General features: G+C 68.3%; 30 protein-coding genes. 17 read left to right on the top strand and 13 right to left on the bottom strand.

What is annotated here, in order from left to right:
* Positions 1-6: 6 nt before the first annotated feature.
* From SACXIDRAFT_RS08835 to SACXIDRAFT_RS08825, 3 genes are read left to right on the top strand one after another with little or no spacing between them, the layout of a single operon-like run.
* On the top strand, positions 7-417 hold the full coding sequence (locus SACXIDRAFT_RS08835) for a roadblock/LC7 domain-containing protein (protein WP_006238204.1): 411 nt from the start codon (positions 7-9) through the stop codon (positions 415-417).
* Positions 414-782 carry a DUF742 domain-containing protein gene (locus tag SACXIDRAFT_RS08830; RefSeq protein WP_006238203.1) on the top strand — a complete coding sequence of 123 codons (369 nt, stop codon included), beginning with the start codon at positions 414-416 and terminating at the stop codon, positions 780-782. Before SACXIDRAFT_RS08835 ends, SACXIDRAFT_RS08830 begins: the two co-directional genes overlap by 4 nt.
* Positions 763-1,356 carry a GTP-binding protein gene (locus SACXIDRAFT_RS08825; protein ID WP_006238202.1) on the top strand — a complete coding sequence of 198 codons (594 nt, stop codon included), beginning with the start codon at positions 763-765 and terminating at the stop codon, positions 1,354-1,356. Before SACXIDRAFT_RS08830 ends, SACXIDRAFT_RS08825 begins: the two co-directional genes overlap by 20 nt.
* A 181-nt stretch (positions 1,357-1,537) precedes the next feature.
* Here SACXIDRAFT_RS08825 and SACXIDRAFT_RS08820 read toward each other — a convergent pair whose 3' ends face one another.
* From SACXIDRAFT_RS08820 to SACXIDRAFT_RS08805, 4 genes are all read right to left on the bottom strand, one after another.
* The gene (locus SACXIDRAFT_RS08820) at positions 1,538-2,158 is read right to left on the bottom strand and encodes a class I SAM-dependent methyltransferase (protein WP_006238201.1); all 621 of its coding nucleotides are present in this window, start codon (positions 2,156-2,158) and stop codon (positions 1,538-1,540) included.
* Between the two features lie 296 nt (positions 2,159-2,454).
* Entirely contained in the window at positions 2,455-3,741 is a 1,287-nt protein-coding gene (gene glcF, locus SACXIDRAFT_RS08815) for a glycolate oxidase subunit GlcF (protein ID WP_006238200.1), read from the bottom strand.
* A complete protein-coding gene (locus SACXIDRAFT_RS08810; protein ID WP_006238199.1) occupies positions 3,738-4,865 on the bottom strand; it encodes an FAD-binding oxidoreductase in 1,128 nt (375 codons plus the stop codon). The genes glcF and SACXIDRAFT_RS08810 overlap by 4 nt, the downstream gene beginning before the upstream one ends.
* Positions 4,862-6,313, bottom strand: a complete 1,452-nt coding sequence (locus tag SACXIDRAFT_RS08805) for an FAD-linked oxidase C-terminal domain-containing protein (RefSeq protein ID WP_006238198.1) — start codon at positions 6,311-6,313, stop codon at positions 4,862-4,864. The genes SACXIDRAFT_RS08810 and SACXIDRAFT_RS08805 overlap by 4 nt, the downstream gene beginning before the upstream one ends.
* 170 nt (positions 6,314-6,483) lie before the next feature.
* Between SACXIDRAFT_RS08805 and SACXIDRAFT_RS08800 the strand changes: the two genes are divergently transcribed.
* Positions 6,484-6,696, top strand: a complete 213-nt coding sequence (locus SACXIDRAFT_RS08800; RefSeq protein ID WP_040922098.1) for a hypothetical protein — start codon at positions 6,484-6,486, stop codon at positions 6,694-6,696.
* On the opposite strand, the gene SACXIDRAFT_RS08795 is transcribed toward SACXIDRAFT_RS08800, so the two are convergent.
* A complete protein-coding gene (locus SACXIDRAFT_RS08795) occupies positions 6,669-8,000 on the bottom strand; it encodes a cytochrome P450 (protein ID WP_006238196.1) in 1,332 nt (443 codons plus the stop codon). The two genes, SACXIDRAFT_RS08800 and SACXIDRAFT_RS08795, sit on opposite strands and share 28 nt — an antisense overlap.
* Entirely contained in the window at positions 7,997-8,203 is a 207-nt protein-coding gene (locus SACXIDRAFT_RS08790) for a hypothetical protein (RefSeq protein WP_006238195.1), read from the bottom strand. Before SACXIDRAFT_RS08790 ends, SACXIDRAFT_RS08795 begins: the two co-directional genes overlap by 4 nt.
* A gap of 193 nt (positions 8,204-8,396) precedes the next feature.
* Between SACXIDRAFT_RS08790 and SACXIDRAFT_RS08785 the strand changes: the two genes are divergently transcribed.
* On the top strand, positions 8,397-8,876 hold the full coding sequence (locus tag SACXIDRAFT_RS08785; protein ID WP_006238194.1) for a hypothetical protein: 480 nt from the start codon (positions 8,397-8,399) through the stop codon (positions 8,874-8,876).
* A gap of 174 nt (positions 8,877-9,050) precedes the next feature.
* Here the strand turns inward: SACXIDRAFT_RS08785 and SACXIDRAFT_RS08780 are convergent, their stop codons facing one another.
* On the bottom strand, positions 9,051-9,788 hold the full coding sequence (locus SACXIDRAFT_RS08780) for a DUF998 domain-containing protein (RefSeq protein WP_006238193.1): 738 nt from the start codon (positions 9,786-9,788) through the stop codon (positions 9,051-9,053).
* A gap of 35 nt (positions 9,789-9,823) precedes the next feature.
* A complete protein-coding gene (locus SACXIDRAFT_RS08775) occupies positions 9,824-10,615 on the bottom strand; it encodes a hypothetical protein (protein ID WP_006238192.1) in 792 nt (263 codons plus the stop codon).
* Between the two features lie 64 nt (positions 10,616-10,679).
* Between SACXIDRAFT_RS08775 and SACXIDRAFT_RS08770 the strand changes: the two genes are divergently transcribed.
* Positions 10,680-10,889 (top strand): helix-turn-helix domain-containing protein, encoded by a 210-nt coding sequence (locus SACXIDRAFT_RS08770; protein WP_006238191.1) that lies wholly within the window; start codon positions 10,680-10,682, stop codon positions 10,887-10,889.
* Entirely contained in the window at positions 10,889-11,419 is a 531-nt protein-coding gene (locus tag SACXIDRAFT_RS08765; protein ID WP_006238190.1) for a Clp protease N-terminal domain-containing protein, read from the top strand. Before SACXIDRAFT_RS08770 ends, SACXIDRAFT_RS08765 begins: the two co-directional genes overlap by 1 nt.
* 9 nt (positions 11,420-11,428) lie before the next feature.
* Here the strand turns inward: SACXIDRAFT_RS08765 and yczE are convergent, their stop codons facing one another.
* From yczE to SACXIDRAFT_RS08750, 3 genes are all read right to left on the bottom strand, one after another.
* A complete protein-coding gene (gene yczE, locus SACXIDRAFT_RS08760) occupies positions 11,429-12,058 on the bottom strand; it encodes a membrane protein YczE (protein WP_006238189.1) in 630 nt (209 codons plus the stop codon).
* A gap of 501 nt (positions 12,059-12,559) precedes the next feature.
* Positions 12,560-13,960 carry a hypothetical protein gene (locus SACXIDRAFT_RS08755; RefSeq protein WP_157599651.1) on the bottom strand — a complete coding sequence of 467 codons (1,401 nt, stop codon included), beginning with the start codon at positions 13,958-13,960 and terminating at the stop codon, positions 12,560-12,562.
* 145 nt (positions 13,961-14,105) lie between these two features.
* A complete protein-coding gene (locus SACXIDRAFT_RS08750) occupies positions 14,106-15,266 on the bottom strand; it encodes a pyridoxal phosphate-dependent aminotransferase (protein WP_006238187.1) in 1,161 nt (386 codons plus the stop codon).
* A 29-nt stretch (positions 15,267-15,295) separates the two neighbouring features.
* Between SACXIDRAFT_RS08750 and SACXIDRAFT_RS08745 the strand changes: the two genes are divergently transcribed.
* Positions 15,296-16,591, top strand: coding sequence for a DUF445 domain-containing protein (locus SACXIDRAFT_RS08745; protein WP_006238186.1), 1,296 nt, complete (start codon positions 15,296-15,298; stop codon positions 16,589-16,591).
* 93 nt (positions 16,592-16,684) lie between these two features.
* On the opposite strand, the gene SACXIDRAFT_RS08740 is transcribed toward SACXIDRAFT_RS08745, so the two are convergent.
* The gene (locus SACXIDRAFT_RS08740; protein WP_006238185.1) at positions 16,685-17,173 is read right to left on the bottom strand and encodes a CGNR zinc finger domain-containing protein; all 489 of its coding nucleotides are present in this window, start codon (positions 17,171-17,173) and stop codon (positions 16,685-16,687) included.
* Positions 17,174-17,247: 74 nt separating this feature from the next.
* On the opposite strand from SACXIDRAFT_RS08740, the gene SACXIDRAFT_RS08735 reads away from it, so the two are divergent.
* The 9 genes from SACXIDRAFT_RS08735 (at position 17,248) to SACXIDRAFT_RS08695 (ending at position 22,651) form a co-directional block, all read left to right on the top strand.
* Positions 17,248-17,622 (top strand): VOC family protein, encoded by a 375-nt coding sequence (locus SACXIDRAFT_RS08735; protein ID WP_006238184.1) that lies wholly within the window; start codon positions 17,248-17,250, stop codon positions 17,620-17,622.
* Between the two features lie 282 nt (positions 17,623-17,904).
* Complete coding sequence (locus SACXIDRAFT_RS08730; RefSeq protein WP_006238183.1) at positions 17,905-18,318, top strand: TFIIB-type zinc ribbon-containing protein; 414 nt, start codon at positions 17,905-17,907, stop codon at positions 18,316-18,318.
* An 8-nt stretch (positions 18,319-18,326) separates the two neighbouring features.
* Positions 18,327-18,977 (top strand): AAA family ATPase, encoded by a 651-nt coding sequence (locus SACXIDRAFT_RS08725; protein WP_006238182.1) that lies wholly within the window; start codon positions 18,327-18,329, stop codon positions 18,975-18,977.
* Positions 18,978-19,034: 57 nt separating this feature from the next.
* Positions 19,035-19,469, top strand: coding sequence for a helix-turn-helix domain-containing protein (locus SACXIDRAFT_RS08720; protein ID WP_006238181.1), 435 nt, complete (start codon positions 19,035-19,037; stop codon positions 19,467-19,469).
* A 2-nt stretch (positions 19,470-19,471) separates the two neighbouring features.
* A complete protein-coding gene (locus SACXIDRAFT_RS08715; protein ID WP_006238180.1) occupies positions 19,472-20,221 on the top strand; it encodes a hypothetical protein in 750 nt (249 codons plus the stop codon).
* Between the two features lie 94 nt (positions 20,222-20,315).
* The gene (locus SACXIDRAFT_RS08710; RefSeq protein ID WP_006238179.1) at positions 20,316-20,612 is read left to right on the top strand and encodes a DUF2516 family protein; all 297 of its coding nucleotides are present in this window, start codon (positions 20,316-20,318) and stop codon (positions 20,610-20,612) included.
* Positions 20,613-20,632: 20 nt separating this feature from the next.
* Positions 20,633-21,172 (top strand): YbaK/EbsC family protein, encoded by a 540-nt coding sequence (locus SACXIDRAFT_RS08705; RefSeq protein ID WP_006238178.1) that lies wholly within the window; start codon positions 20,633-20,635, stop codon positions 21,170-21,172.
* 28 nt (positions 21,173-21,200) lie between these two features.
* Positions 21,201-21,644: an SRPBCC family protein gene (locus SACXIDRAFT_RS08700; RefSeq protein ID WP_006238177.1), complete on the top strand. Its 444-nt coding sequence runs from the start codon at positions 21,201-21,203 to the stop codon at positions 21,642-21,644.
* Entirely contained in the window at positions 21,641-22,651 is a 1,011-nt protein-coding gene (locus SACXIDRAFT_RS08695) for an NADP-dependent oxidoreductase (protein ID WP_006238176.1), read from the top strand. The genes SACXIDRAFT_RS08700 and SACXIDRAFT_RS08695 overlap by 4 nt, the downstream gene beginning before the upstream one ends.
* Positions 22,652-22,667: 16 nt before the next feature.
* Here SACXIDRAFT_RS08695 and SACXIDRAFT_RS08690 read toward each other — a convergent pair whose 3' ends face one another.
* Entirely contained in the window at positions 22,668-23,618 is a 951-nt protein-coding gene (locus SACXIDRAFT_RS08690; protein ID WP_006238175.1) for a methionyl-tRNA formyltransferase, read from the bottom strand.
* Between the last annotated feature and the right edge of the window lie 129 nt (positions 23,619-23,747).

Below are 23,747 nucleotides of genomic sequence, written 5' to 3'. Positions count from 1 at the left end.
AACACCATGGCGAACTCGGTAGTCAACGAACTCGACTGGCTGCTCGACGATTTGGTGAGCCAGGTCGCGGGAGCAGACCGTGCTGTCGTCCTCTCCGCCGACGGCCTGCTGATCGGCCGATCGAGCAACTTGTCCGAAGAGGACGGTGAGCATCTCTCGGCCGTCGCGTCCGCGTTCCAGAGCCTCGCGAGGGGCACAGGACGGCACTTCGGCGGGGGGCAGGTGAGGCAGACGGTGGTCGAGATGGACCACGCGTTCCTGTTCGTCACGGCGGCAGGGCGCGGCGCGTGCCTCGCGCTGCTCACGTCGGAGGACGCGGACATGGGCATGGTGGCGTACTCGATGAACATGATGGTCAAGCGTGTCGGTGCGGTGCTGAGCGCCGCGCCCCGCGTGGAGCCCCACACCACACCATGAGCGCCGACGAGGAGATGTGGTCCGACGAGGATGCGGGCCTTGTGCGCTCATACGTCGTGACGGGCGGCCGGACCCGTTCCGACAACTACGGCCTCGACATGATGACGCTGGTGGTGGCGCTGTGCACCCCTGCCGAGGCCACGCATCTCCCCGAGGAGTACGCGAAGATCGTCCGGCTGTGCCAGCATCCGATGTCCGTGGCGGAGGTCGGAGGTCACATCGACCTACCCCTGCCCGTCGTGAAGGTTCTACTCAGTGATTTGATCGAGCAGAACTACGTGATCTTCCGTAAGGCCGCGCCCCCGAGCGAAGCACCCAACAAGCACGTATTGCAGGCGGTTCTCGATGGTATCCGCAAACTCTGACGACCGGCGCCTGCGGGCGACGGCGGTGAAACTGCTGATCGCCGGTGGTTTCGGTGTCGGTAAGACGACGATGGTGGGCTCGGTGAGCGAGGTACCGCCGCTGCGCACCGAGGAGATGCTCACCTCGGCGTCGGAAGGCGTCGATGATCTGTCCGGTGTGGAGACCAAGACCACCACCACCGTGGCACTCGACTTCGGACGTATCACGATCAGCCCCGAACTCATCCTGTACCTGTTCGGCACGCCGGGGCAGGACCGGTTCTGGTTCATGTGGGACGAACTGGCGCAGGGTGCGCTGGGGGCTGTGGTCCTCGCCGACACGCGCAGGCTGGAGTCGTGTTTCCCCGCCGTTGACTTCTTCGAACGGCGCGGGCTGCCGTTCGTCGTCGGCGTGAACTGCTTCGACAACGCCTACCGGTACGGCACCGAGGAGGTGCGCGCGGCCCTCGACGTGGGGCCGGGCGTGCCAGTGCTGCTGTGTGACGCGCGCGACCGCGAGTCCACGAAGCAGGTCCTCGTCACGCTGATCCAGCATGTGATGGCGTCGGCGAACATGGTCCCGGCCTCCCGCTGACCTGGTCTGGTAGCGCCAAGGCTGTACGGCTGCCCGCAGTTCCTGCACCCGTGTCCGCAGTTCCTGCACGGGTGTCTGCACTTCCTGCACCCGTGTCCGCACTTCCTGCACGGGTGTCCGCAGTACGTCGTGCCGGTGTCCGCAGGCTACGTGCGTGAATCGGCAGGCGGCGCCATGATGGTCAGCCGGTTGGGCGCGCGGTCACCTGGATCATGGGGCTGGCCGGAACCCATCGGGGTATCTCGGAGAACTCCTCCACCTCGTCGATCTCGAACTCGCCGCGACGACGGAGGGTGGAGAGGGTGTCCCGATTGGGGTGACAGCCCGCGCCGAAGAACTTCCACACGGGCGTGATCCGATCCTGCACACGGGCGAGGCGCCCTTCGCCCCTGACGTGTTCGAGAAGCACCAACTTCCCGTCGTCGCGCAACACGCGCCGGGCCTCGCTCAGCGCCGCGTCAGGGTCGGCGACGGTGCAGAGAACCAGTGTGAACACCACCGCGTCGAAGGAGTCGTCGGCGAACGGCAGCGCCTCGGCCGACGCATCGGAGACCTCGACCGGGACGGCTGCCGCCGCAGCGCGAGGAGCGAGACGGGCACGCATGGCAGGGTCCGGCTCAACGGCCACGATCCGTTCGGCGGAGCGAAGGTGGGGCAGATTTGCTCCGGTACCGGCGCCGACGTCGAGAACCGACCCTGTCAGGTCGTGCAGCAACGCCTCCCGCCGACGTCCGAGAAAGCTCCGCTCGGCGGCACCGTTCATCCGGTCGTAGCACGCGGCGAAGATTCGATGAGCTCGCACGCGTCCAGGCTAGCCCGGTGAGGCGGGCTGGTCTCCCTTCGCGCGCCGATTTCAGGCAGGAAGGCCGGGTTCGTGTCCGCACCTGAGGGACAGGCGCCTGCATTTCTGGTACGTGTCCGCGCCGGAGGCTGCGGACACGGGTGCGGGAAGTGCGGACACGGGTGCGGGAAGTGCGGACACGGGTGCGGGAAGTGCGGACACGGGTGCGGGAAGTGCGGACACGGGTGCGGGAAGTGCGGACACGGGTGCGGGTGGGTGACGGCTGGTCCCAGCTCCGCTTACCCTGCTACATCCGTTTACCCCTCGGTTCCGTTGATCGACCGGTCCAGCAGTTGGACGGGGTGCAGCAGCGGGATGGCGTCGCCGAGGTACCGGCGGATCTGCAACAGGCAGCCGGGGTTAGCCGTCACCAGCAGGTCGGGCGCGACGGCGCGGACGTTGCCTGCCTTACGTTCACCGAGTTCGGCGGCTGCGTCCGGCTGGACGAGGTTGTAGATGCCTGCTGAACCGCAGCACAGTTCGGCATCCGGCAGATCCACCACCTCTACCCCGGGAATGGTGCGCAGCACCGCCCTCGGCTGCTCGCGCACGCCCTGTGCGTGGCCGAGGTGGCAGGCGTCGTGGTAGGCGACTCTGGCCTCCATTCGCCGCCTCGGCGCGCGCGGTTCCAGCTCAGCGAGCAGCTCGCTGACGTCGCGCACCTTGGCGCTGAACTCCCGTGCGCGGTCGCCCCACTCGGGGTCGTCGGCAAGCAGGTGTGCGTACTCCTTCATCGACGACCCGCACCCGGCCACATTGACGACGATCGCGTCCACCGGCAGTTTCTCGAACGTGGCGATGGTGCGCTTCGCACGGTCAACGGCATGTTCCTCGCGGCCCGCGTGCAGCCCCAGCGCGCCGCAGCAGCCCTGCTGCCTCGGCGTGAGAACCTCGCATCCCTCGGCCGCGAGCACGCGTTGCGTGGCGGCGTTGACCTCGTGGAAGAACACGTCCTGCACGCAACCGGTGAGCATGGCGACCCGGCGCCGCGCCGGTTCTTTCGGCTTGACCCGCCGGGGCAGGGTGGCGAACGCCGAACGCAGCCGCACGGGGGGGAGCAGTGCCTGTGCCGCCCGCAACCGGGGCGGGAGGAGGTGTTCGACGAGTTTCGGCAAACCCGACCTCTGGTATGCCAGCCCGAACACCGCCGCGGCGCGCAGCCTGCGCCGGTAGGGGAACAGCGCGAAGATCGCGTCGCGGAACAGCCGGTCGGAAGTCCGGCGCTCGACGTTGCGCTCGATCTGCGGCCGCGTGGCCTCCAACAGCCGGTCGTACTGCACGCCGGACGGGCACGCCGTCACGCAGGCCATGCAGCCGAGGCACGCGTCGATGTGCTGGGTGAACGAACCTTCCAGTCCGATCTCGCCGCGTTCCGCGAGGTCCATCAGGTAGATCCGGCCGCGAGGAGAGTCCATCTCCTCGCCCCACAGCTGGTAGGTGGGACACGTCGGCAGGCAGAACCCGCAGTGCACGCAGTCGTCGAGCAGCTCACGCGACGGCGGGTCGTGCGAGTCGAAACTCGACTGTCCGAAAAGCTCGGTCATGCTGTCGCCTCCCCGTCCAACCACGACCCGAGGCGGCCGGGACACAGTCGGCCGCTCGGATCGAGTTCGTCCTTCACAGCTCGCAGCACCCGCACGGCGGAGGGAATCTGGCCCCAGGCGCGCACGCCGGGGGCCACGGCGCGCCGAACCACGGATGTTCCGCCGACCGCCGTCACGGCGTCGTGCACCGCCTCGATTCCCGAGCCGGGAACGGACAGCGTCGCCACTCCCGTGCCGAGTCCGACGGCCGCTCCGGCGCCCTCGGGACCGGGCGTGCCGCATGCTTCGAGCACGGCGGGAAGCCTGCTCGGCCGCACCCCGATCCGGACGTTCGCCGCCCGCACCGACTCGTCGTGGCGCTTCCACAGTGCAGCGGCGGTGTCCTCGTCGAGCACCGTCCCCTTCAGGTCGTTCGCGAGCTGACGCGCTCGTGCGCCCGTGCCCTCTGGTGTGCCTTCCACTCGCACGAGCAACATCCCGTCCAGCCATTCCAGCGCCACCGGCTCGCTGTGCCCGCGCAGCAACGACACGACGTGCCCTGCCGCGTCCCGCAGCGGGGCATCGACGCGCACGGTGCGGGTGGTCGCGGGTATCGGATGCAGTCGAAGCACCACCTCGGCGATCAGACCGAACACCCCGTAGGAGCCGTGAACGAGTTTCGCCAGGTCGTAGCCCGCGACGTTCTTGATGACGTGACCTCCCGTGCGGGCCACCGTGCCGTCGGCGAGCACGAGCGTCGCGCCGATCACGAGGTCGCGAAGGGAACCGTAGGCGAGGGACAGCGGTCCGGAGTCGGCCGTCGCGACGAGGCCGCCCACCGTGGCACCGCGCCGCACCCTTGCCGCGTCGAACGCGACGCGTTGCCCGTGGGCGGCGAGTTCGTCGGCGAGGTCACGCAGCGGCGTTCCCGCCCTCACCGACACGGTCATGTCGGCCGGGTTGTAGGCGAGGATCCCCGTCATCCGCGTCGTGTCGAGGACGGTGGCGACGGGGCGCGGGGCGTCGGCCCAGCCCGACGCCGTCGCCGCTCCCCGGATGTCGATCTCACCCCGCGCCTCGGCGAGTGCCGCGTGTGCTTCGCCGAGGTCGGTGGGTGCGAGGACGGTCGGTGCGGTCGGGGTCATAGCCGTTCGATCACTCCAGCCTGCTCCAGCGGGTGTGGGCGGTAGGGGCCGGGGGCCTCGCCGCACAGCCTCGGCGTCGGCAGCAGTTTGCCCGGGTTGCACAGCCGTCGCGGGTCGAATGCGGAACGCACCCTGTCCATCGTGGTCAGGTCGTCGGTGCCGAACATGCGCGGCATCGAACATGCCTTGTCGGTGCCGATGCCGTGTTCGCCCGACAGCGAGCCGCCCAACTCGACGCAGAGTTCCGCGATCCGCTTGGACAACTCCTCGGCCCTGTCCTGCTCACCTTCCTCGGCGTTGTAGAGGACGAGCGGATGCAGGTTCCCGTCGCCTGCGTGGAAGACGTTGGCCACCCGCAGCCCTTCCGCGCGGCCCATGTCCTCGATGCGGCCGAGCACCTCGGCGAGGCGCGTGCGGGGCACGACGCCGTCCTGCACGAAGTAGTCGGGGCTGATGCGGCCCATCGCGGCGAAGGCCGCTTTGCGGCCCTTCCAGATTCTGGCGCGCTCGGCTGTGTTGCCCGCGATGTGCAGCCGAGTGCAGTTGTGCCGCTCGCAGATCTGCCGCACCTGCTCGAACTGCGCGGCACACTCGCCGGCCGGTCCGTCCAGTTCCACGACGAGTGCCGCAGCGGTGCTCAGCGTGTATCCCGCGTTGACGGCCCGTTCCGCGGCCTGGATGGCGAGGTTGTCCATCATCTCCACTGCGGCGGGCACGATGCCCGCGGCCACGATGTCGCTGACCACCTCACCGGCCTCGCGGACGGAGTCGAAGTCGGCGAGCAGCGTACGCACGGTCTCCGGCACTGGAAGCAGCCGCACCGTGACCTCGCAGACGATGCCGAGCGTGCCTTCGGAGCCGATGAACACGCCGCGCAGGTCGGGTCCGAGTTGTTCGTTCGTGTCGCCGCCGAGGGTGACCACCTCGCCGTCGGGCAGCACGATGGTCATCGAGAGTACGTGGTTGGTGGTGAAGCCGTACTTGAGGCAGTGTGCGCCACCGGAGTTCTCGGCCACGTTGCCGCCGATCGTGCAGACCTGCTGGCTCGAAGGGTCCGGCGCGAAGTACAGCCCGTGCGGTGCCGCGGCCTTGGTGATGTCGAGGTTTGTCACGCCTGGTTGCAGGGTGGCGCGCCGGTCGATCGGGTCGATCTCCACCACGTCGCGCAGCCGTTGGAGGGAGATCACCACGCCGTCGGCGACGGGAAGAGCGCCACCGGACAGTCCCGTTCCCGCTCCTCGTGCCACGAACGGAACACCGTGCTCGTGGCACGCCCGCACGGCTGCGGCCACCCCTGCGGTATCGACGGGAAGCACGACAAGGTCGGGGACCACGCGGAAGCCGGTGAGCCCGTCACACTCGTAACTGCGCAGACCCACCGGGTCGGAGATCACGTTGCTCTCGCCGACCGCGGCGGCCAGAGCTGAACGCAACGTCGCGTTGCCCATGCAGCGCCACCTGCTTTCCGCGTTACGGAACGTCGTTGTCGCTCTAAGGAAACGTTACCGTTCGGTCGGCTGTGGTCAAGAAGGCTCGACCGCGCCAAGTCCGTATCCCCGGCCTCGTTGTGGGCGTGTCGCCCGCGATGGCGCGACGGCCGAGTGGTACCAAAGGCGGCATGAGGTGCATGAGCTGCCGGACGGGTCTCGACCACTGCCACGGCACGGTGGTGCTGCACATCGACGCGGAGTGCACCGACGCGGAGTGCACCGACGCGGAGTGCACCGACGTGCAGCTCCTGCGGCACACCCTGATCATCCGGTGCGACGATGTCGAAGGTGGCTGCGGCTGCCAGGCCGAGCGCTACGAGGAACTTGGGCGAGCCTCGTGAGCGGTGACGGCGAACCGCAGCGCGAAGTTGTCCAGGGTCGCCGGTAAACGGTCGTGCGCGTGCGTGCGCGAACGGAGTGTCCTCGGCGCGAGTAGCGTGAAGTCGCCCGCACCGAGTAGTTCCGCCAGCAGCGTGCTCGTGACCAGCAGCACCAGGTTCTCGCCAGGGCACCGGCCAGGGCCGTCGCTGAACGGGATCAATGCTGGGACGTTCGTCGCACGTCCGTCGAGCCACGCCTCGGGCGCGAACCTGTCCGCGAACGCGACACGGTCAGGATCGCGATGGAAGAAGGGCGCGAACACCACGAACAGTGTGTTGGGCGCAAGCTGAGTGCCGTCCCAGGACGTGGCCGTGGTGCTTTCGCGCAGCACGATCGGCGTTGTCGGCCACAGTCGCACGGTGTCCAGCACGCACGCCCTGAGGAACGGCAGGGTGGGATCGCCGCTCGCGATGTCGTCGCGCGCCGCTTCCGCCCGCTCGGGGTGGATCGCCAGCAGCGCGAGCGTTCGAAGTGTCACCATGCCGGCCGCGTCGAACGCGAACAGCCAATGCGGAACCTGGCCGTGTGGATCGATCTCCTCGTCCGAGGGCAGCCGCGAGATCACGGCCGCGAGGCTGCCCGGCTCGGCCCTGGTGAGGTGAGCGTCGAGACGTTCACGGAAACGGTCGCTGCGCCGCTGGGCCTTGGGCAGGAGGAAAGCCCAGTTGCCTCGAAGGCGAAGGGCCGCGAGTGTGTCGGTGAGTTCGGTGTCGTCCCTGGCGCCGTCGCCGAGCACGATCCTTCGCACTACGCGCCACCACGACTGCTCGAACCGGCTCCAGCCGAGCTCGCGGAGATCACCGAGCAGGTCCGCTGCCTCCTCTTTGACGACGGCGCGGATGTGCGTGGCAAGGGAATGCTCCTCGCGGGAGGTCTCCAGGACCGTTTCGTTGTATCGGCGACGCGGCTTTCGTAGCGGCATCGGCGTCGCGAGCACGGCGTGGGGCTGAAAGTGCCCGAGGGCCATGCGTTTCTCCCACGCGGCGGGACTGAACGGAGAGGGAGTGCCGGAGAGAACGCGGGCCACCTGGCCCTCTTCGAGCAACACAGCCACCCTGCGTCCCGGCAACCGCAGAAGAACGGGCCCGGAGCCGTACCGGGCCCGCAGCCGCCGCAGCGCGCTCACCGCCACCTTGTCGAGTTGGAGGCGGTCGATGAGCGCCATGATCTTCGGCCTGCGCTTGAGCACGCCGCCCGCGAGTGTGGGTCCCACCACCTCACCGGCGAACCTGGCCGTGTCGAGAACGCCGGCGCGGCGGGTCATCGAGTGCGCTGGGTGGGGACCGACCGGCCCTCCTCGGGCGCCAGCCCGAGTGCGTCGAGCAGTTCGGCGCAGTCCTCGGCGTCGAGAGCAGCCGAGGCGACCGCGCGGACGGCTCGGCGGCGTTGCTCCGGGTCGGGCTCCTCGGTGTACGGCAGCACGGGCCGCGGATTCTGGCTGGGAGCCGTCGAATGAGTCGTTTTCACGGAATTCTCCTGATTCGTCTTCGGGCTCTCGTCCTCAGTGGCCGGCGGGGTCGGGTGGGGCCTTCGGGTGGCGGCTTTCGCGCCGTGGGCGAGGCATACCCGCTGGGTGGCGGCGTTACACGTTTGGTTTCCCGCAGCAGGTGACTGGGTACGAGCGGTGAGGTGACTCGCCGGTCACGGAAAGGAGGCTGACGTGGGTACCGACGCTTACCTCGCGTTCATCGGCCTGGGTCTGATCATGATCGTGTCGGACGGTCAGGTGCTCTACCGCAGTGGAAAGCGCTATCTGTCCGATGTGGATTCAGAGGGTGACTCGGTCCACTCGATGGCCAAACTCGTCACCGTTCTGTTCCACCTCGTCATGTTCGGTTTCCTGGCTCTGCTCTCGGTGTTGAACTTCGATTTCGGTGGGCACAACCTTCGCGCGATCGTCGGCAACCTCGGCATCCTGTTGTTGCTGCTGGCTCTCGTGCATGCGGTGACGATGGCTGTCATGTCCCAGATGCACGACGCCCGTGCCACCGAGGAACGCTTCGCGCGTCCGAGGCCGAGTCCGGCCACCACCACCAGCACGAACATCCAACTGCAGCGCGGCCCTGTCGTGACGCCCGTTCCGGGCCAGCAGGGCAGGGACCCCAGGCTGAGTCCGAGCATCGAGGATCAGCTCAACTGATCGCCGCAGAACAGCCACGGCGTCGGGCTGTTGCCGGGTTCTCCCGGGAACAGCCGACTCCGGAAAGGCGCAGGTCGCGACGTCGGTGAAGCCCACAGGGCCATGCTGCCCGCTGTGAGCGGGTGGTCGCGAATCGGATACGAGCGGACGGGCGACACGGGTCCGTCGATCGGGTTACCCGCGGCCCGCCCGCGAGATCGCGGTCCGGTTCGCGAGGGTCAGCAAGGTGGCGAGCAGGGCGAAGTCCACGACGAACACCAGGCGTTGGAGCGCAGCCTCCGGCAGCGAGCCGATCAGTGCGGGCAACGACGACAACGACGACGCTGCGAGCGCCATCTTGCCTGCGAGGTAGCTCGCCCCGAAGAGGATGAGCAGGCCGATCGCCGCCGATGTGAACCACACCAGCACGCGCCGCGTGCCACGCGACGATTCATCGGTGTCGCGAAGCTGGTCGAGTACGCACAGCGCGACACCGGGAACGGCGAGGAAGGCGACCAGGCTCGCGTACTGGTGGATCAGGCCGCTGACCGGGGCGATGTCCGAGGTGAACGTTGCGGGAAAGAGCGCGGCAGCGGCCAGCCCCAGTGCTGCGGCGAAGAAGAGAATCGTCGCGGTGCGGCCGAGTCGCAGCCCCGAGGCGAGGAGCGCGCCGCGCACCGCGACGACACCCACGGCGAAGGACAGCAGGCTGGCCTCCAACATCCCCTTGCCGCTGTCGGTGAAGGCGTAGCGGCTGACCGGGTCGGTGATCGGGTCGAACGAGCTGACGAGGTGCAGGACGGTCAACGTGAAGAGCGCCCACCCCAGCGCGGCGGTGGCCGCGAAGGTCCACGTACGTACCCGAGCGGAGTTGAATTCGACGGTTCCCGCTGGAACCGTGTCCGGTATCCCCTTTGCGCCCAGTCGCCCCATAACAGCGAGTTTTCTCGCCGCTCGGGGCGTTGTCCTCAGGGATCGTCCCTGATTGTCCCCTGGTCGTCGCTGAAGTCGATCAGGACGAGTGCCTGATCGTCGTGTCGTTTCGAACGCGGCCAGCGGCGGCATTCGGAGTCTTCTGCCTCCGCCCTCCTTACCGCGTCGAGTACCGCTTCAGCGCCCTCGGTGCGGCTGAGCCGCAGCAAGGACGGCCAATCGAGCACGCCATAGGTGTCAACACCGACCGAAACGCCATCCGTGGCGAGCACCGCCGCTTCGACGGTGTCGCGGGGCCAGCGGCGGCGCAGAGCCCGCGAAGCCGCCTCCGGCACGGCTTCGGCCACCCAGAAGCCTCCCTCGCTGTTGCGTAGCCGGTCCACCTCGCTCCGCGAGCGCAGCGCGCCCGCTGCGCGGAGCTTGTCGAGCCTGTCGTCGTGCACCACATCCGGTCCCTCCTCCGTGAAGGCGACGACAGGGCTGTCGGCGAGCACGAGCGCCTCGACGTGGTCGGCGTTCCAGCGCAGCATCGCCACCGTGCTCGACGGCGCGTGGCGCGGGGTGAGGCCCTGTTCGCCCGCGACACCGCTGATCGACTCGGCCAGCAGCACGCCGAGGTCTTCCGAAGGATCAGTCCGTAGCCGATCCTCGATCTTCTCGGCGAGCAGGCGCGAGTACCAGCCTCCGCTCGGTAGTCCTCGGCGGAGTTCAGTGGCGCCGTCCAGAACGACCGCCGTGTCGGCGGTGATGACGATCCGGTCCTCGGTCGGGCGAGGCAGGCCGTCGATGCCGACGCCGGGTCGCTCTGCGAGGTCGATGCGGGGCACGAGTTGACGGTAGCCGACGTCAACTCTAGTTGACACAATCCGCGTGTCAACCTATGTTGACAGCATGGTCGAGGCAACAGAACTCGCCGCGCGAGCGGGCGATCGTGACCCGAAGACCGGGCTCCGTGCCGTGGCGGCGCTGCGGCGCCTGCTCGAGCAACTCGAAGCGATCCAGGTGCGCAGCGCGCGGGCACAGGGATGGTCCTGGCAGGAGATCGCCGACGCGTTGGGTGTGAGCAAGCAAGCGGTCCACAAGAAGCATGGGAGGCGCTGATGTTCGAAAGGTTCGACCGGGCGGTGAAGGCCGTTGTCGTGGGATCGCAGGCCATCGCCGTGGAGAAGAGCTGCACACACGTCGATTCGAGCCACCTGACTTCTGCGCTCCTGCGGCAGCCCGTCGGCGCGTTGAATCGCGTGCTCGCCGAGAACGGGGTGGAACCCGATGAGGTCGAGGCGGAACTCGACACGATGCGCAGGCGAGGAGGCGTCAGCGATGCAGAGGTCGAGGCGCTGGCCGCCATAGGAATCGATGTTGAGGACATGCTTGACCGGCTGAGCAAGGACAGCGGCGAGTCCTCAGGGTCCCGTCGTCGAGGCTTCTTCGGCGGCCACCTGCCTTTTTCCGACGCGGCGCGGCGTGTGCTGCTTCGCTCACTGGAGGAGGCGAAGGAACTCGGCGAGAAGCGGATCACCGTGGACCACGTTCTGCTGGCCGTGCTGGGGGTTCAGGGTCCGGTGGCAGACGTGCTCGCGGACGCGGGCGTTACCCGCAGCGCCGTTCGCAGGCACCTGGGAGCCACCTGACGGCGATCCTCACGCACGCTTCGGCGACCACGTGACATACGGCAGGAACAGCTGTGTCAGCGGGCCGATGGCCAGCGCGAACAGCACTGTGCCCACGCCGACGGTGCCGCCGAGCAGCCATCCCACCGCGAGCACCACGACCTCGATGGCCGTGCGCACCAGCCGCACAGACCAGTTCGTGCGTGCCGACAGCCCGGTCATGAGCCCGTCCCGTGGTCCCGGCCCGAGGCGCGCCCCGACATAGACGGCCGTCGCGAAGCCGTTCAGCACGATGCCACCGAGCAGCAACCCCACCTGCCACGCCAGGTGATGCGCGTCGGGAAGCACCCATCTCACCAGGTCCACGACCACGGCGATGACGGCGACGTTCGCCACGGTGCCGACGCCCGGCCTCTGCCGCAGGGGAATCCACAGCGCCAGCACGGCAACCGCCGTCAGTGCGGTGACGGTACCGAAACTGAGGGCGGTGCGGTCGGCCACGCCCTCATGCAACACGTCCCACGGATTCAACCCCAGTCCCGAGCGGGTCATCATCGCCATGCTGGTGCCGAAGCACACCAAACCGACGAAGAGCTGGGTCAGTCGCAGAGCGGGAGCCGTCGTGACAGGCACGGGGCTGAGTTCGACGGAGGTCTTCACCGAAGCCACCCCGCCACTATGACGAGCGAGCCCTCCCGCTGGACAGAGCCAATTCACCGGTCCATTGGGCGGCACGGGCGTGGGGTGCGACACAAGGAGGAGCCGGTGCGCCGGATGCCAGGCATAGCCGTCACTCCAGGGAAAAGGACGGTGTGCATCCGGCGCACCAGCTCGTCACCGTGCCCTGGGTAGGGCACGGGCGCCGAAGGTCTTTCCCGGCATCGCCCCTCGCCATGCCGGGAAGACCCATCGGCTCAGGTGCGTATCGGTGCGGGGCTTCCGCCCGGCGCGGTGGGTGGAAGCCGCCGACACACACCCGGTGGGCCTCATCACCACTGGGGCACTGTGGGATCGAGGCCATGACCCGTCACGGCCAGGCGCGGTCGGCCGGGCGGGAAGAGTGGAATACACGAGACAACCTCTCGGTAAACGACAGTCGAGGGACATGACCGTCGCCGGTGGGACCCGCGCATGCGGGGACCGGCTACCGGGGAGGTGTCGTCAGTCAGGAGATGTCGTCGGTAACGCGGCGGCTCTGCCCGCGCCCACGACGTCGTGATCGCGACTGTTACCGAGCAGGCGGAGTTGCGTCACCGTGGGGACGTCACTGAGGATTCCGTGCTCGCCCCGATGCGGGTGGTGCGAGTTGTCCTGTGAGGAAGCCCCGGCGCTGGACGGAGTCGCGAAGGAAGCCGGAGCCGACGGCGACGGCGCGACCGGTCCGAACGGACGTGACGAACCGCGGCCCTTCGCCTCGGTGTCGTTGTCGATGTCCTGGGTCGTCCAGCCGGAACCGTGGGAGGTGTCCCACACCGGTTCGGTCTCGCCCGCGGCGAGGAGGGCGGTGTGCTCTTCTTTCGGCTTCCGCGTTTCCGACGTCTCCGACGTCTCCGGCGACGTCCCCGGCGAGGCGACAGGCCCGACTCGGGCATCGCCATCCGGCAGCGCGGGACGCTCGCCGGGGTTCACCGGAAGAAGCTCACCGATTCCGATGGGAAGCCGGGGGATGGTGATGCCGGGAAGCAGGTCCAGCGGCGAGTCATCGCCGGGAAGAGTGCCGGGCGCATCGACGACGTCCTCGATCGTGTCGCCGATCGGGCCGGTGACCTCGGGCAGCGCATCGAACAGCAGCCCGGTGAGGCTGCGTGTGTTGTCGAGGAGGCCGGACGTGGTGGACAGCAGCCTGTTCGTGGTCGCATCGAGCAGCGGCTCGACGGGTTCGAGCAGACCCGCTTCCGGTGCTGCCACCGGCTTCTCGGGAGCTGTGGCGGCGTCCTCGCCGGGCACGTCGGAGGTCCGGTCGGTGCTGCCGGTGTCCCCTGTGCCGTCCGTTGGCTCCGTGCCACCGGTGTTGCTGACGCTGTCGGTGCTGTCGGTGCTGTCGGTACTGCCGTCCCGGTTGCTCCCCGAACCCCTGGAGCACTCGGTGTTCTCGGCGTCGTGGGAGTCGGTGGGGTCGGTGGGGTCGGCGGAGTCGGTGCCGGAATCCGGGACAGGGCCTTCGGAGTCCTCGTGCTCGGTCGGAACGGTGTGCTCCGGCGAACCCGCGTGCTCCGGCGAGCTGGTGGTCTGCGACTCACCGGTGCCGTGCGGGCTCGCGCCGGATGACGTCGGGCAGAAGCCGGGGCCGGGCGCCGCGTGCGATTTCCCAAGCATCGGCCGCTCGCTGCCGACGGCGCCGCTCGCTTCGGAGCAGTCCCACATCTCGCGCGCGTTCTCGACAGCGGGTGGTTCCTCGTCTGCGGTCGCGGTTCCGGCGATGAGCGCTGAGAAGAGCCAGCCACCGAACGCGAGAGCGACGACGAGCAGGACGCGGTGGAGTGGCGAGATCCGCTCGGCCGCGAGGCGGGCGTACGCAGAGGAGGTCGCCGGAGAGCCCGTAGCTCCCACCTCTACCACCACCTGCCATGCCTCGTTCGTTGCCGTTTCAGTGCCGCCGGATCGTCGAGTGAGCGGGGCCCGGCTACCCCTGTGCGTGCCATTCTTAGCATTGCGGCCGTCTGTTTCACCCCGTCGGTGTGCGATCTGCCCCGGACGGCGCAACCCATCACAAGGTACGCAACCGCTCAATCGCTTCGTCGAGCACCTCCTCGCGTTTACAGAAAGCAAAACGGAGCAGGTGTTGCCACTCTTCCGGGTGGTCGGTGAACACACTGACGGGTACTGCCGCGACCCCAATCGCCTCTGGTAGACGCCAGGCGAGTTCCTCCGCATTGGTGAATCCCAGCGGCCGAACGTCGGCACACACGAAATACGTTCCCGCGCCAGGCCTTACGGCGAAGCCGGCGTCGGCCAGTCCCGCACACAGCCGATCGCGCCTCGCCTGGAGTGACTGCCTGAGCGATTCCACCCAGGGCAGTTCGTGCCGCAATGCGTGGGCGACGGCGGGCTGAAATGGCCCCCCTGAGACGAACGTGAGGAACTGTTTCGCCGCACGCACCGCGGAGGTGAGTTGCCTCTCCGCGCAAACCCAGCCGATCTTCCACCCCGTGCAGTTGAACGTCTTGCCAGCACTCGAGATGGACACAGTGCGCTCCGGCATACCGGGAAATGCGGCGAGTGGGAGGTGCTGGACGCCGTCGAAGACCAGATGTTCGTAGACCTCGTCGGTGATGGCGAGCAAATCGTGCTCGACGCACAACTCGGCGAGCGCGGCGAGTTCGGTCTTCGTGAACACCGTGCCCGTGGGATTGTGCGGGGAGTTCACCAGAATCACCCTGGTTTTCGGGGTGACGGCGGCGCGAACGGCCTCGAGATCGAGAGCGAAACGGTCACCGTCCGGTACCAGCGACACCACTCGCCGAGTGGCGCCAGACATCGCCACCGCCGCCGCGTAGGAGTCGTAGTACGGCTCGATGACGATCACTTCGTCGCCGGGGCCCGTGAGCGCGAGCAGGCTCGCCGCGATGGCTTCGGTGGCTCCCGTCGTGACGAGGATCTCGCCGTCGGGGTCGTACTCGGTGCCGTAGCGCAGCCGGTGCTCGGAGATCGCTTCGCGCAGCTCGGGCGTTCCCGGGCCAGGCGGGTACTGGTTGGCGCCGCCGAACAGTGCGTTCCGCGCAGCCTGGAGCATGCCGTCGGGGCCGTCGGTGTCGGGGAAGCCCTGGCCGAGGTTGACAGCCGAGGCCCGGTTGGCGAGCGCGGTCATCTCGGCGAAGATCGTGGAAGCGAACGGCCTCAGGCGTTCGACGAGTACAGGTTCACGCACGATGGCCCATCCTCACGGACAATCGCGGTATGGAGCAACCAAGGTCCACCGCCGTTCCGATCGGCCCGCCCGGCGCGCTGGAGCGGGAGGAGAGTAAACGGCGGGGCCTTCGCAGGATGAAGCTCGTCGCACTGAGCTTTCTGCTTGGCGCGACGGTGATCTTCCTGCTGACCAGTTGGGCGCAGGCGGAGGGCTGGCCAGCCTGGGTCGGCTACGTCAGGGCGGCGGCGGAGGCAGGCATGGTGGGTGCGCTCGCCGACTGGTTCGCGGTGACGGCGTTGTTCCGGTATCCGCTCGGCCTGAAGATCCCGCACACCGCGATCATCCCGAACAAGAAGGACGTGCTCGGCGGCAGCCTCGGCGACTTCGTGGGCACGAACTTCCTCTCCGAGCCCGTGGTGCGCGACAAGCTCCGCAGGGTGGAGACGTCGAGGCGGGCCGGCGAATGGCTGTCCACGCGGGATAACGCGGACAGGGTGACGGCCGAACTGGCCACCGTCGTGCGCGGTGTCGTGACGGTGCTCCGCGACGAGGACGTGCAGGCCGTCATGGAACAGGCCGTCGTCAAACGGGTTCTCGACCGCCAGTGGGGTCCGCCGCTCGGTAAGTTGCTACGGCAGGTGCTCGCCGACGGCGCGCACTACCGGCTGGTTGACCTGGTGGTGGATCGGGTCTATGAGTGGGTTCGCGACAACCACGACACGGTGTTGAGGGTGGTTTCGGACCGCGCGCCGTCGTGGTCGCCGAGGTTCGTTGACACGATGCTCGCCGACCGGGTCTACGGCGAGGTGCTGTCCTTCACCTGGGCGGTGAAGACGGATGTCAATCATCCGATGCGGCTCGCGCTGGACCGCTTCCTCGTGGAGTTCGCGGGGGATCTGGAGAAGGACCCGGACACGATGGCACGGGCGGAGGCCGTCAAGCAGCAACTGGTGGAGCACCCTGAGGTGCGCAAGGTGATCGACTCGGCGTGGACGACGGCGAAGGAGATGCTGCTGACCGCGGCCGAAGACCCTTCGAGCGAACTCCGCAGGCGGGTGTCCACCGGCCTGGCGTCGCTGGGCGAGCGACTCCAGTCGGACGCCGCGCTGGCGGCGAAGGTGGATGGCTGGGTGGAGGGCACGGCGGCGTACGTCGTGACGCATTACTCCGAGGAGATCACCACGATCATCACCGACACGGTCGAGCGCTGGGACGCCGACGAGACGTCGCGCAAGATCGAGCTTCAGGTCGGGCGGGATCTCCAGTTCATCCGGATCAACGGCACGGTGGTCGGCGCGCTGGCTGGACTGGCGATCTACTCGGTGGCGCAAGCGTTGTTCTGACGGTCGCGGAAACTCCTTGCGCCCTGGCCCTCGCCGTCGTGCTGACCGGGTGAACGCGCAAGTTATCCACAGATTCGCGAGTTATCCACCGGGTTATCCACAGGATTGCTCCGTTCGAGTGGTGGATTGTGTGGAGCGCTGCCGGAACGAGCGAGCTTTCTGCCGGTTGCCGCACACCCGCATCGAGCACCACGTGCGCGACCGGTTGCGGGACCGATCGTGGAACGCCCAGCGGCAGTCGTCGGCGGGGCAGATCTTGATGCGGTCCCATTCTCCGAGCAGAGTGAGCCGCGCGGCGGCGGTGAAAACGGCCGCCACGGCGGTGGTCGCTTTGAGCGCGACGCCGTCCGCGGAGGATTCCGCTGCCACGGGCGCGCGGAAGCGGGATGCGTGAGCATCGTGATCACCGGCCGCGGCGCGCAGCGCATCGCGGGCCCGCACGGCGTCGGACAGCGGATCAGCCGCAAGACCCCGTGCGATGGCCCAGCCCCACCAGCCCTCCTCGGTGTCGAGCACGTCCGCACCCGCCTCGACGTCCAGGGTGTTGAGGAAGTCGAGCACCAGCACAACGTCGGCGGTCACGTCGCCAGTCTAGGGTCCTTGCCTGCTCATTGCATAACCCTCATACTGCTTTAGCCGGTTACTAGGAGGTTGTGATGAGCCCGTCGATCAGGTTGAGCTGTGTGGTGCTGGACTGTCCGGATCCGGCCGTGCTGGCTCGCTTCTACGGTGAGCTGCTCGGCTGGCAGGCGGACGAGCCCAGGGATGAGGGCCGGTGGGTGACGCTCCGGAATCCGGAGGGTGGTGTGCATCTCGCATTCCAGCGCGATCCCGATTTCCAGCCGCCGACGTGGCCGTCCCGTGAACGGCCGCAGATGCTGCACCTCGACCTCGACGTGACGGACGTCGAGACCTACCACCGCAGGGCGCTGGAACTCGGCGCCACGTTGTTGCAGGACCCGCCGAGGGACTTCGCGGTCTACGCCGACCCGGCCGGTCACCCGTTCTGCCTGTGCCGGATCGACGGCTAGGTCCGGCTAGGTCCGGCTAGGTGGTGGAGTGGCTCGCGTGTCCGCAGCCTGTGCGCAGGTGCCCGCACTTCTCGTGTGCGGGAAGTGCCAATTCACGTGCGAGAAGTGCGGACACGCGTGCGGGAAGTGCGGACACGAGACGCAGGGTGTCGTGTCCGCAGTCTGTGCACGGGTGTTTGCACCTCGCGGTGCGGACACGGGTGCGGGAGGTGCCAACACTCGTGCGGGAAGTGCGGACACGGGTTTGCCGCTGCGGAGCGGTTTGTGCGTAGGCTGTGATCCGTGAATTGTCCCAAGTGCCAGAACGTGATGACGACGTTGGACAAGAACGGCATCCACATCGAGCAGTGCAGTGGCTGCCGGGGCATTTTCCTGGATCGGGGTGAACTCGAACAGATCGTGCGCGCGGAGACCTCGTTCTACGGGTCCGCCCCGCCGCCGCCCTACACTCCCGCGTCGCAGCCCCCGCCCCCGCCAGTGGCCCACACGCCGCCGCCGACGCAGCACTACGGCGCTCACGGCGCTCACGGCGCTCACGGCGCTCACTATGGCGACTCGCCCCGCCCGTATCACGGCGGCCACCCCGGCCACTACGCGGATTCGCCGCGTCCGTACCACGGTGGCGGATACCACGACTCGCCCCGCCCCTACGGACATCGGCGCAGGAAGAGCTTCCTGGAAAGCCTGTTTGACTGACGCCGGGCGTGCTGGATCTCAAGATCTGCCCCGGCTGTGGTGACAGGGCGGAACTACCCGTCGTCGAGGGGGAGCGGCTGGTGTGCGCGGTGTGCGGACACCGCGCCGCCTTCCACCGGCTGCCCCTGCTCGCGCTCACCGGCCCGAGCGGGGCAGGCAAGTCCACGGTGGGGCCCGAGCTCGCGCGTCGGCTTCAGGGCGAGGTCGTGGTGCTGGAGCAGGACGTCCTGTGGACGGGGGCGTTGCGCGACGACGTGGACGGCCATCCCGCCTTCCGTTCGACGTGGCTGCGAATGGCGGCCATGATCCATCAGAGTGGTAGGCCGGTTGTGCTCTGCGGGACCGTCGTGCCCGCCGAGTTCGAGCCGTTGCCTGAGCGGGTCTTCTTCTCCGGAATCCACTACCTCGCGCTCGTCGCGGACTCCGGCGTACTGGCCCGGCGGCTGCGGGGCCGTCCCGCGTGGCGCGGCTGGGACGAGCCGAGGATCGCGGAGATGCTGGCGTTCAACGAGTGGCTGCGCCGCGAGGGGCGGTCGATGTCGCCGCCGGTCGAGCTGTACGACACCACCACCGTGTCGCTCGCCGACTCCGTCGAGCATGCGGTGCGGTGGGTGCGGCGTGTGCTCAGCCGCGAAATCGCCCGATCGAGTGCGAGCTGACTGCTTGCAACAGTTAGCACCTCGGCGTACCGTCGAACCCGGAGGTGTGGGGACGTCATGACACAGACGTCGGAGCGAGACGACCACGCGGGCGGCCCGATGGACAGGGTCGCCGATCTGGGCAAGGACATCGGCTCCTACATCCGTCAGCAGCGCAACAACGCCAAGATCTCGTTGCGGCAGCTCTCCAAGCTGGCCGGGGTGTCGAATCCGTATCTGAGCCAGATCGAGCGGGGGCTGAGAAAGCCGAGCGCGGAGATCCTGCAACAGATCGCGAAGGGTCTGCGCATCTCCGCCGAGGCGCTGTACGTGCAGGCGGGGATTCTCGACCACCCCGTCGGCGGCCCCGTTGTCGAGGCGGTCCGTGCCGACACCTCACTGACCGAGCGGCAGAAGCAGGTGCTGCTCGACGTGTACGAGTCGTTCCGCAGGGAGAACCGGGGAACGCATCTCGCAGGTGATTCGAGCGCAAGCCGAGACCACAAGGAGTGAGCATGGCCACCACACGCACCGAGGACGTTCGCAAGGTGATGAACACGGCGATGGAGCAGGTGAGGACGTCGTTGCTCGCCGCGCTCGGCGCGGGCAGCCTCGCGAGCCAGGCCGTCGCCGACGCGGTGTCGAAGGCGCGTACGCGCGTCAGCGCCAGCAGCGACGCGGCCAAGAAGAACATCGAGGAGCTGCCGTCGGAGTTCGAACAGATCAAGGATCGGCTCGACCCAGCGGAGCTGCGCAAACTGCTCGACGACTACACCGAGGCCGCGACGAAGCTCTACCAGAAGCTGGTCTCCTCGGGGGAGCAGACCTGGGAGCAGGCGGTGGAGCCGCAGGTCAAGCGCGGGATCGAGCAGTTCGAGGAGGCGTTGCGCGCCGCGCAGGAGCGGGTTGACGTCGTCACCACCGACGCGCGCGAGCGGGTTGACGAGATGGTGGCGCTGCTGACCCGCAGGGCGCGCGAGGCGGAGCAGAAGGTGGACGAGGTGGCGACCGGCGAGGTGTCGGAGGACAAGCCCGGCCCTGTGAAGGCCGCCTCGACGAGGGTTCCCGCGAAGACCACCGCCGAGCGTTCGCCTGCCCGTGGCGCGAAGACCGGCGAGAGCAAGCAGGCCGCCTCGGGGACGGCGACCGATCAGGCCGCCAAGGCCGCCTCGGCGCGGAAGAAGGCCATGAAGCCGGATACTCGTGCGGCGAAGGGGCGCGCCACGACCAAGCGGCAGAGCGCCAACGGTTCCAAGCAGTCGTGACCGTCGTGGCGGTCGGCAGGCACCGCTGTGCCGTGCCGCCGCATGTGGTCGTCGGAACCTCGGCTCAGTTGGTCGCCTGACGTAGGCTGGTGTCGTGCCGCCTCTCGCCTTCTACATCGTCATGGTCATCGACTGGGCCGGGGTGCTCGTTGGCCTCGTCGCGTTCGCCCACGCCGTGATGCAGCGCTCGGACGCCTACACGGCCGCCGACCGGCTGACGAAGCCCGCGTGGCTCGCCATCACGGGTGGCGCGACGGTCGCGATGCTGCTGTTCCAGTTCTACGGCCCCGGCATGATCTTCTGGCTGGCCGCGCTCGTCGCCAGCCTGGTCTACATCGTGGACGTTAGACCGAAGCTGATCGAGGTGCAGCGCGGTGGGTCGAGTTGGTGAGCCCCGCCTAGGCTGGTGGCGTGAGTAGCTGGACCATTGCCGGAACGCTCACGCCCGTTCCGGCCGCCGACCATCCCGACCTCGTGGCCGAGCCCGTCGCGAAGGCCCTGTCGTCGCTCGAAGGTCCCGTCGGTCTCGTCGAGATCGACCCGAACCTCGCCGACACCGCGGAGTTCTGCGAGGCGTACTCGTCGCCGCTGGCCGCGTCCGCCAACTGTGTCGTCGTGTCGGGCAAGCGGGCAGGCGAGGTGCGCTACGCCGCGGCGCTCGTGCTGGCCACCACGCGAGCGGACGTCAACAACGTCATCCGCCGCAGGCTCGACGTGCGTAAGGCGTCGTTCGCTCCCATGGACGAGGCCGTGGCACTCACCGGCATGGCCTACGGCGGCATCACGCCTGTGGGGCTCCCCTCCGACTGGCCCATCCTGATCGACAGCGCCGTCGCCGCTTCACCGGAACTGATCATCGGCAGCGGTATCCGGGGGAGCAAGCTTCTGGTCACCGGATCGGCGCTGGCGGCGCTGCCCGGCGCGGAAGTGATCGACGGGCTCGCAAGGTGAGCGGACACCACCGGGAAAGGCAGGTTTCATGGGCAGGGTCACGGCCACCGCACAGCGCACGATCGACGCGCAGGCCGAGACGGTGATCGAGCGGCTCGCCGACTACCGCCACGTGCGGCCCCGCATCCTCACCGAGCACTACCGCGACTACGAGGTGGTCGAGGGAGGAACCGGCGAGGACACGGTGGTGCGCTTCATGTTGCAGGCGACGCGGAAGCGGGTGCGTGACGTGCTGGCCACCGTGAGCAGGCCGGAGCCGGGCACGCTCGTGGAAACCGATGCGAATTCGAGCATGGTCACCACGTGGGCGGTGCGGCAGGACGGCGACCGGAGCGTGGTGCGGGTGGAGACCACGTGGCAGGGCGCGAGCGGCGTCGGTGGTTTCTTCGAGAGAACGTTCGCGCCGAAGGGGCTGCGGCGGATCTACGACGGTGTGCTGGCGAAGCTCGCGGAGGAGGTGCGAGCCCGGTGACGGCGGCGGAGACAGCGAAGGAGGTGCGGCTCGCGTCGCGTCCCGAGGGGACGCCGACGCTCGACAACTTCGCGGTGGCCGAGGTCGAGGTGCCGAAGCCGGGCGCCGGGCAGATCCTCGTGCGCAACACGTGGCTGTCGGTGGACCCCTACATGCGGGGCCGGATGAGTTCCGCCAGGTCGTACGTCGCCCCGTTCGAGGTCGGCAAGGTGATGGACGGCGGCGCGATCGGCGAGGTCGTCGAGTCGAACGCGGACGGTGTGGCGGTCGGTGATGTGGTGCTGCACGGCCTCGGCTGGCGGACGCACGCCGTGCTCGACCCCTCCAGGGTGCGGGTTCTCGACCCGGAGGCCGCGCCGGTGCAAGCACACCTGAGTGTGCTCGGCATGCCGGGTCTCACGGCGTACGCGGGGTTGTTCGACGTGGCAGGCATGCGCGAGGGCGACACGGTGTTCGTCTCGGGGGCCGCCGGTGCGGTCGGGTCGATCGTGGGGCAGCTCGCCAGACTGCGCGGCGCGGGGAGGGTCATCGGCAGTGCCGGTTCGGCTGAGAAGGTGCGCTGGCTGCGGGACGATCTCGGCTTCGACGTCGCGTTCAACTACAAGGACGGCCCCGTGCGCGACCAGCTCCGTGAAGCGGCGCCCGACGGGGTGGACGTGTACTTCGACAATGTCGGCGGCGACCACCTCGAAGCCGCGATCAGCGCGCTGAACGTGCACGGCCGCATCGCGGTCTGCGGCATGATCTCGCAGTACAACGCCACCGAACCGGCACCGGCTCCCCGTAACCTCGCGCAGATCATCGCGAAGCGGTTCACGATGCGCGGTTTCCTCGTCGGCGACCACGAGCACCTGCGTCAGGAGTTCCTCGACGAGGTGGGCCCGCTGGTGCGGGACGGCGGGATCGCCTACACCGAGACGGTGGTGCGGGGCATCGAACGCGCACCGCACGCCTTCCTCGACCTGCTCTCCGGTGGCAACACCGGCAAGATGCTCGTCCGGCTGTGACCGCGTCGCGGCTACCTCAGCCGGTGGGATACCGGGTGAGGTAGCCGCCCATCGCGCGGAAGTACTCCGTCGCATCGTGTTCGGCACCATCGTCGGTGCGCAGGCGTTCGATGGCGAGGCCGGGATTGCGGCCGTACCGGGCGTCGGCCCCAGCGACGATCACCACGCCGTTGCCCTCGCGGATGAAGACCCTGCCCGGCGTGCCGCCGTACGCCCTCTCGGTCACGAACGACTTCGTGATCCGCAGTCGCTCTCCCCTGTAGTACGTGAAGGCGTTGGGGTAGGGGTCTGATTGGGCGCGGACGAGCCGTTCGATGTCGGAGGCAGGCCACGTCCAGTCGATGCGACGGTCCTCGATGGACCGCTTGTGGAAGAAGCTCGCCAGCTTCCTTTCCTGTGGACGGAGAAGGGCACGGCCTGACGAGATGGCGTCGAGTGATTCGGTGACCAGCGGTTCGATGAGTTCCACGGTCTTGTGGAAGAGGTCGGTCGCGGTGTCGTGGGGGCCGACCTCGACCGCCTTCTGCGCCAGGATCGGGCCCGCGTCCAGTTCGGAGTCCATCAGGTGTGCGGTGACCCCGACCTCCTTCTCCCCGTTCAGCAGCGCCCAGATCAGGGGCGAGAACCCGGCGTAGGCGGGGAGCAGCGAGTCGTGGACGTTGAGCGTGCCGTGTTCCGGCAGCTCGAAGATCTCGGGAGGCAGCCAGGTGCGCCAGTTGTTGGCGACGATGAGGTCGGGCGCGACGTCGGCCAGCCGTGCGGCGAGTTCGGAGTCGGGCCTCTCCCGCACCTCGACGGGGATTCCCGCTTCGGTGGCGAGGTCCGCGACGGAGTCCGCCCAGATGCGCTCGTAGGCGTGGTCGGACGGCGGGTGGGTCACGGCGAGCACCACTTCGTGTCCGGATCGGATCAGCGCGCGCAGGGTTCGATGGCCCCACGTCTGGTATCCGAACATCGCGATCCGCATCGATTCTCCAGGCGTTCGACGGCAAACGGGGCACAGTTAAGCAAGGCTTGCCTAACTCGCGCAAGCCCTCGGCCGGGGGACGTGAATCACCCACGAATGGGCTAACTAAGGCAGGGCTAACTTAGGTTA

This window comes from Saccharomonospora xinjiangensis XJ-54 (assembly GCF_000258175.1).
Taxonomy (GTDB): domain Bacteria; phylum Actinomycetota; class Actinomycetes; order Mycobacteriales; family Pseudonocardiaceae; genus Saccharomonospora; species Saccharomonospora xinjiangensis.
Note: the sequence above shows the minus strand (reverse complement) of the source record. Positions and strands in the feature narration are given on the sequence as shown.

Excerpts from the sequence above, each read along its gene's own strand:
- SACXIDRAFT_RS08800 (WP_040922098.1), top strand. The coding sequence starts at position 6,484 with ATGAGGTGCATGAGCTGCCGGACGGGTCTCGACCACTGCCACGGCACG.
- SACXIDRAFT_RS08765 (WP_006238190.1), top strand. The coding sequence starts at position 10,889 with ATGTTCGAAAGGTTCGACCGGGCGGTGAAGGCCGTTGTCGTGGGATCG.
- SACXIDRAFT_RS08830 (WP_006238203.1), top strand. The coding sequence starts at position 414 with ATGAGCGCCGACGAGGAGATGTGGTCCGACGAGGATGCGGGCCTTGTG.
- glcF (WP_006238200.1), bottom strand. The coding sequence starts at position 3,741 with ATGACCGAGCTTTTCGGACAGTCGAGTTTCGACTCGCACGACCCGCCG.
- SACXIDRAFT_RS08715 (WP_006238180.1), top strand. The coding sequence starts at position 19,472 with ATGGCCACCACACGCACCGAGGACGTTCGCAAGGTGATGAACACGGCG.
- SACXIDRAFT_RS08735 (WP_006238184.1), top strand. The coding sequence starts at position 17,248 with ATGAGCCCGTCGATCAGGTTGAGCTGTGTGGTGCTGGACTGTCCGGAT.
- SACXIDRAFT_RS08720 (WP_006238181.1), top strand. The coding sequence starts at position 19,035 with ATGACACAGACGTCGGAGCGAGACGACCACGCGGGCGGCCCGATGGAC.
- SACXIDRAFT_RS08780 (WP_006238193.1), bottom strand. The coding sequence starts at position 9,788 with ATGGGGCGACTGGGCGCAAAGGGGATACCGGACACGGTTCCAGCGGGA.
- SACXIDRAFT_RS08835 (WP_006238204.1), top strand. The coding sequence starts at position 7 with ATGGCGAACTCGGTAGTCAACGAACTCGACTGGCTGCTCGACGATTTG.
- SACXIDRAFT_RS08810 (WP_006238199.1), bottom strand. The coding sequence starts at position 4,865 with ATGACCCCGACCGCACCGACCGTCCTCGCACCCACCGACCTCGGCGAA.
- SACXIDRAFT_RS08690 (WP_006238175.1), bottom strand. The coding sequence starts at position 23,618 with ATGCGGATCGCGATGTTCGGATACCAGACGTGGGGCCATCGAACCCTG.
- SACXIDRAFT_RS08795 (WP_006238196.1), bottom strand. The coding sequence starts at position 8,000 with ATGACCCGCCGCGCCGGCGTTCTCGACACGGCCAGGTTCGCCGGTGAG.
- SACXIDRAFT_RS08700 (WP_006238177.1), top strand. The coding sequence starts at position 21,201 with ATGGGCAGGGTCACGGCCACCGCACAGCGCACGATCGACGCGCAGGCC.
- SACXIDRAFT_RS08825 (WP_006238202.1), top strand. The coding sequence starts at position 763 with ATGGTATCCGCAAACTCTGACGACCGGCGCCTGCGGGCGACGGCGGTG.
- SACXIDRAFT_RS08770 (WP_006238191.1), top strand. The coding sequence starts at position 10,680 with ATGGTCGAGGCAACAGAACTCGCCGCGCGAGCGGGCGATCGTGACCCG.
- SACXIDRAFT_RS08805 (WP_006238198.1), bottom strand. The coding sequence starts at position 6,313 with ATGGGCAACGCGACGTTGCGTTCAGCTCTGGCCGCCGCGGTCGGCGAG.
- SACXIDRAFT_RS08745 (WP_006238186.1), top strand. The coding sequence starts at position 15,296 with ATGGAGCAACCAAGGTCCACCGCCGTTCCGATCGGCCCGCCCGGCGCG.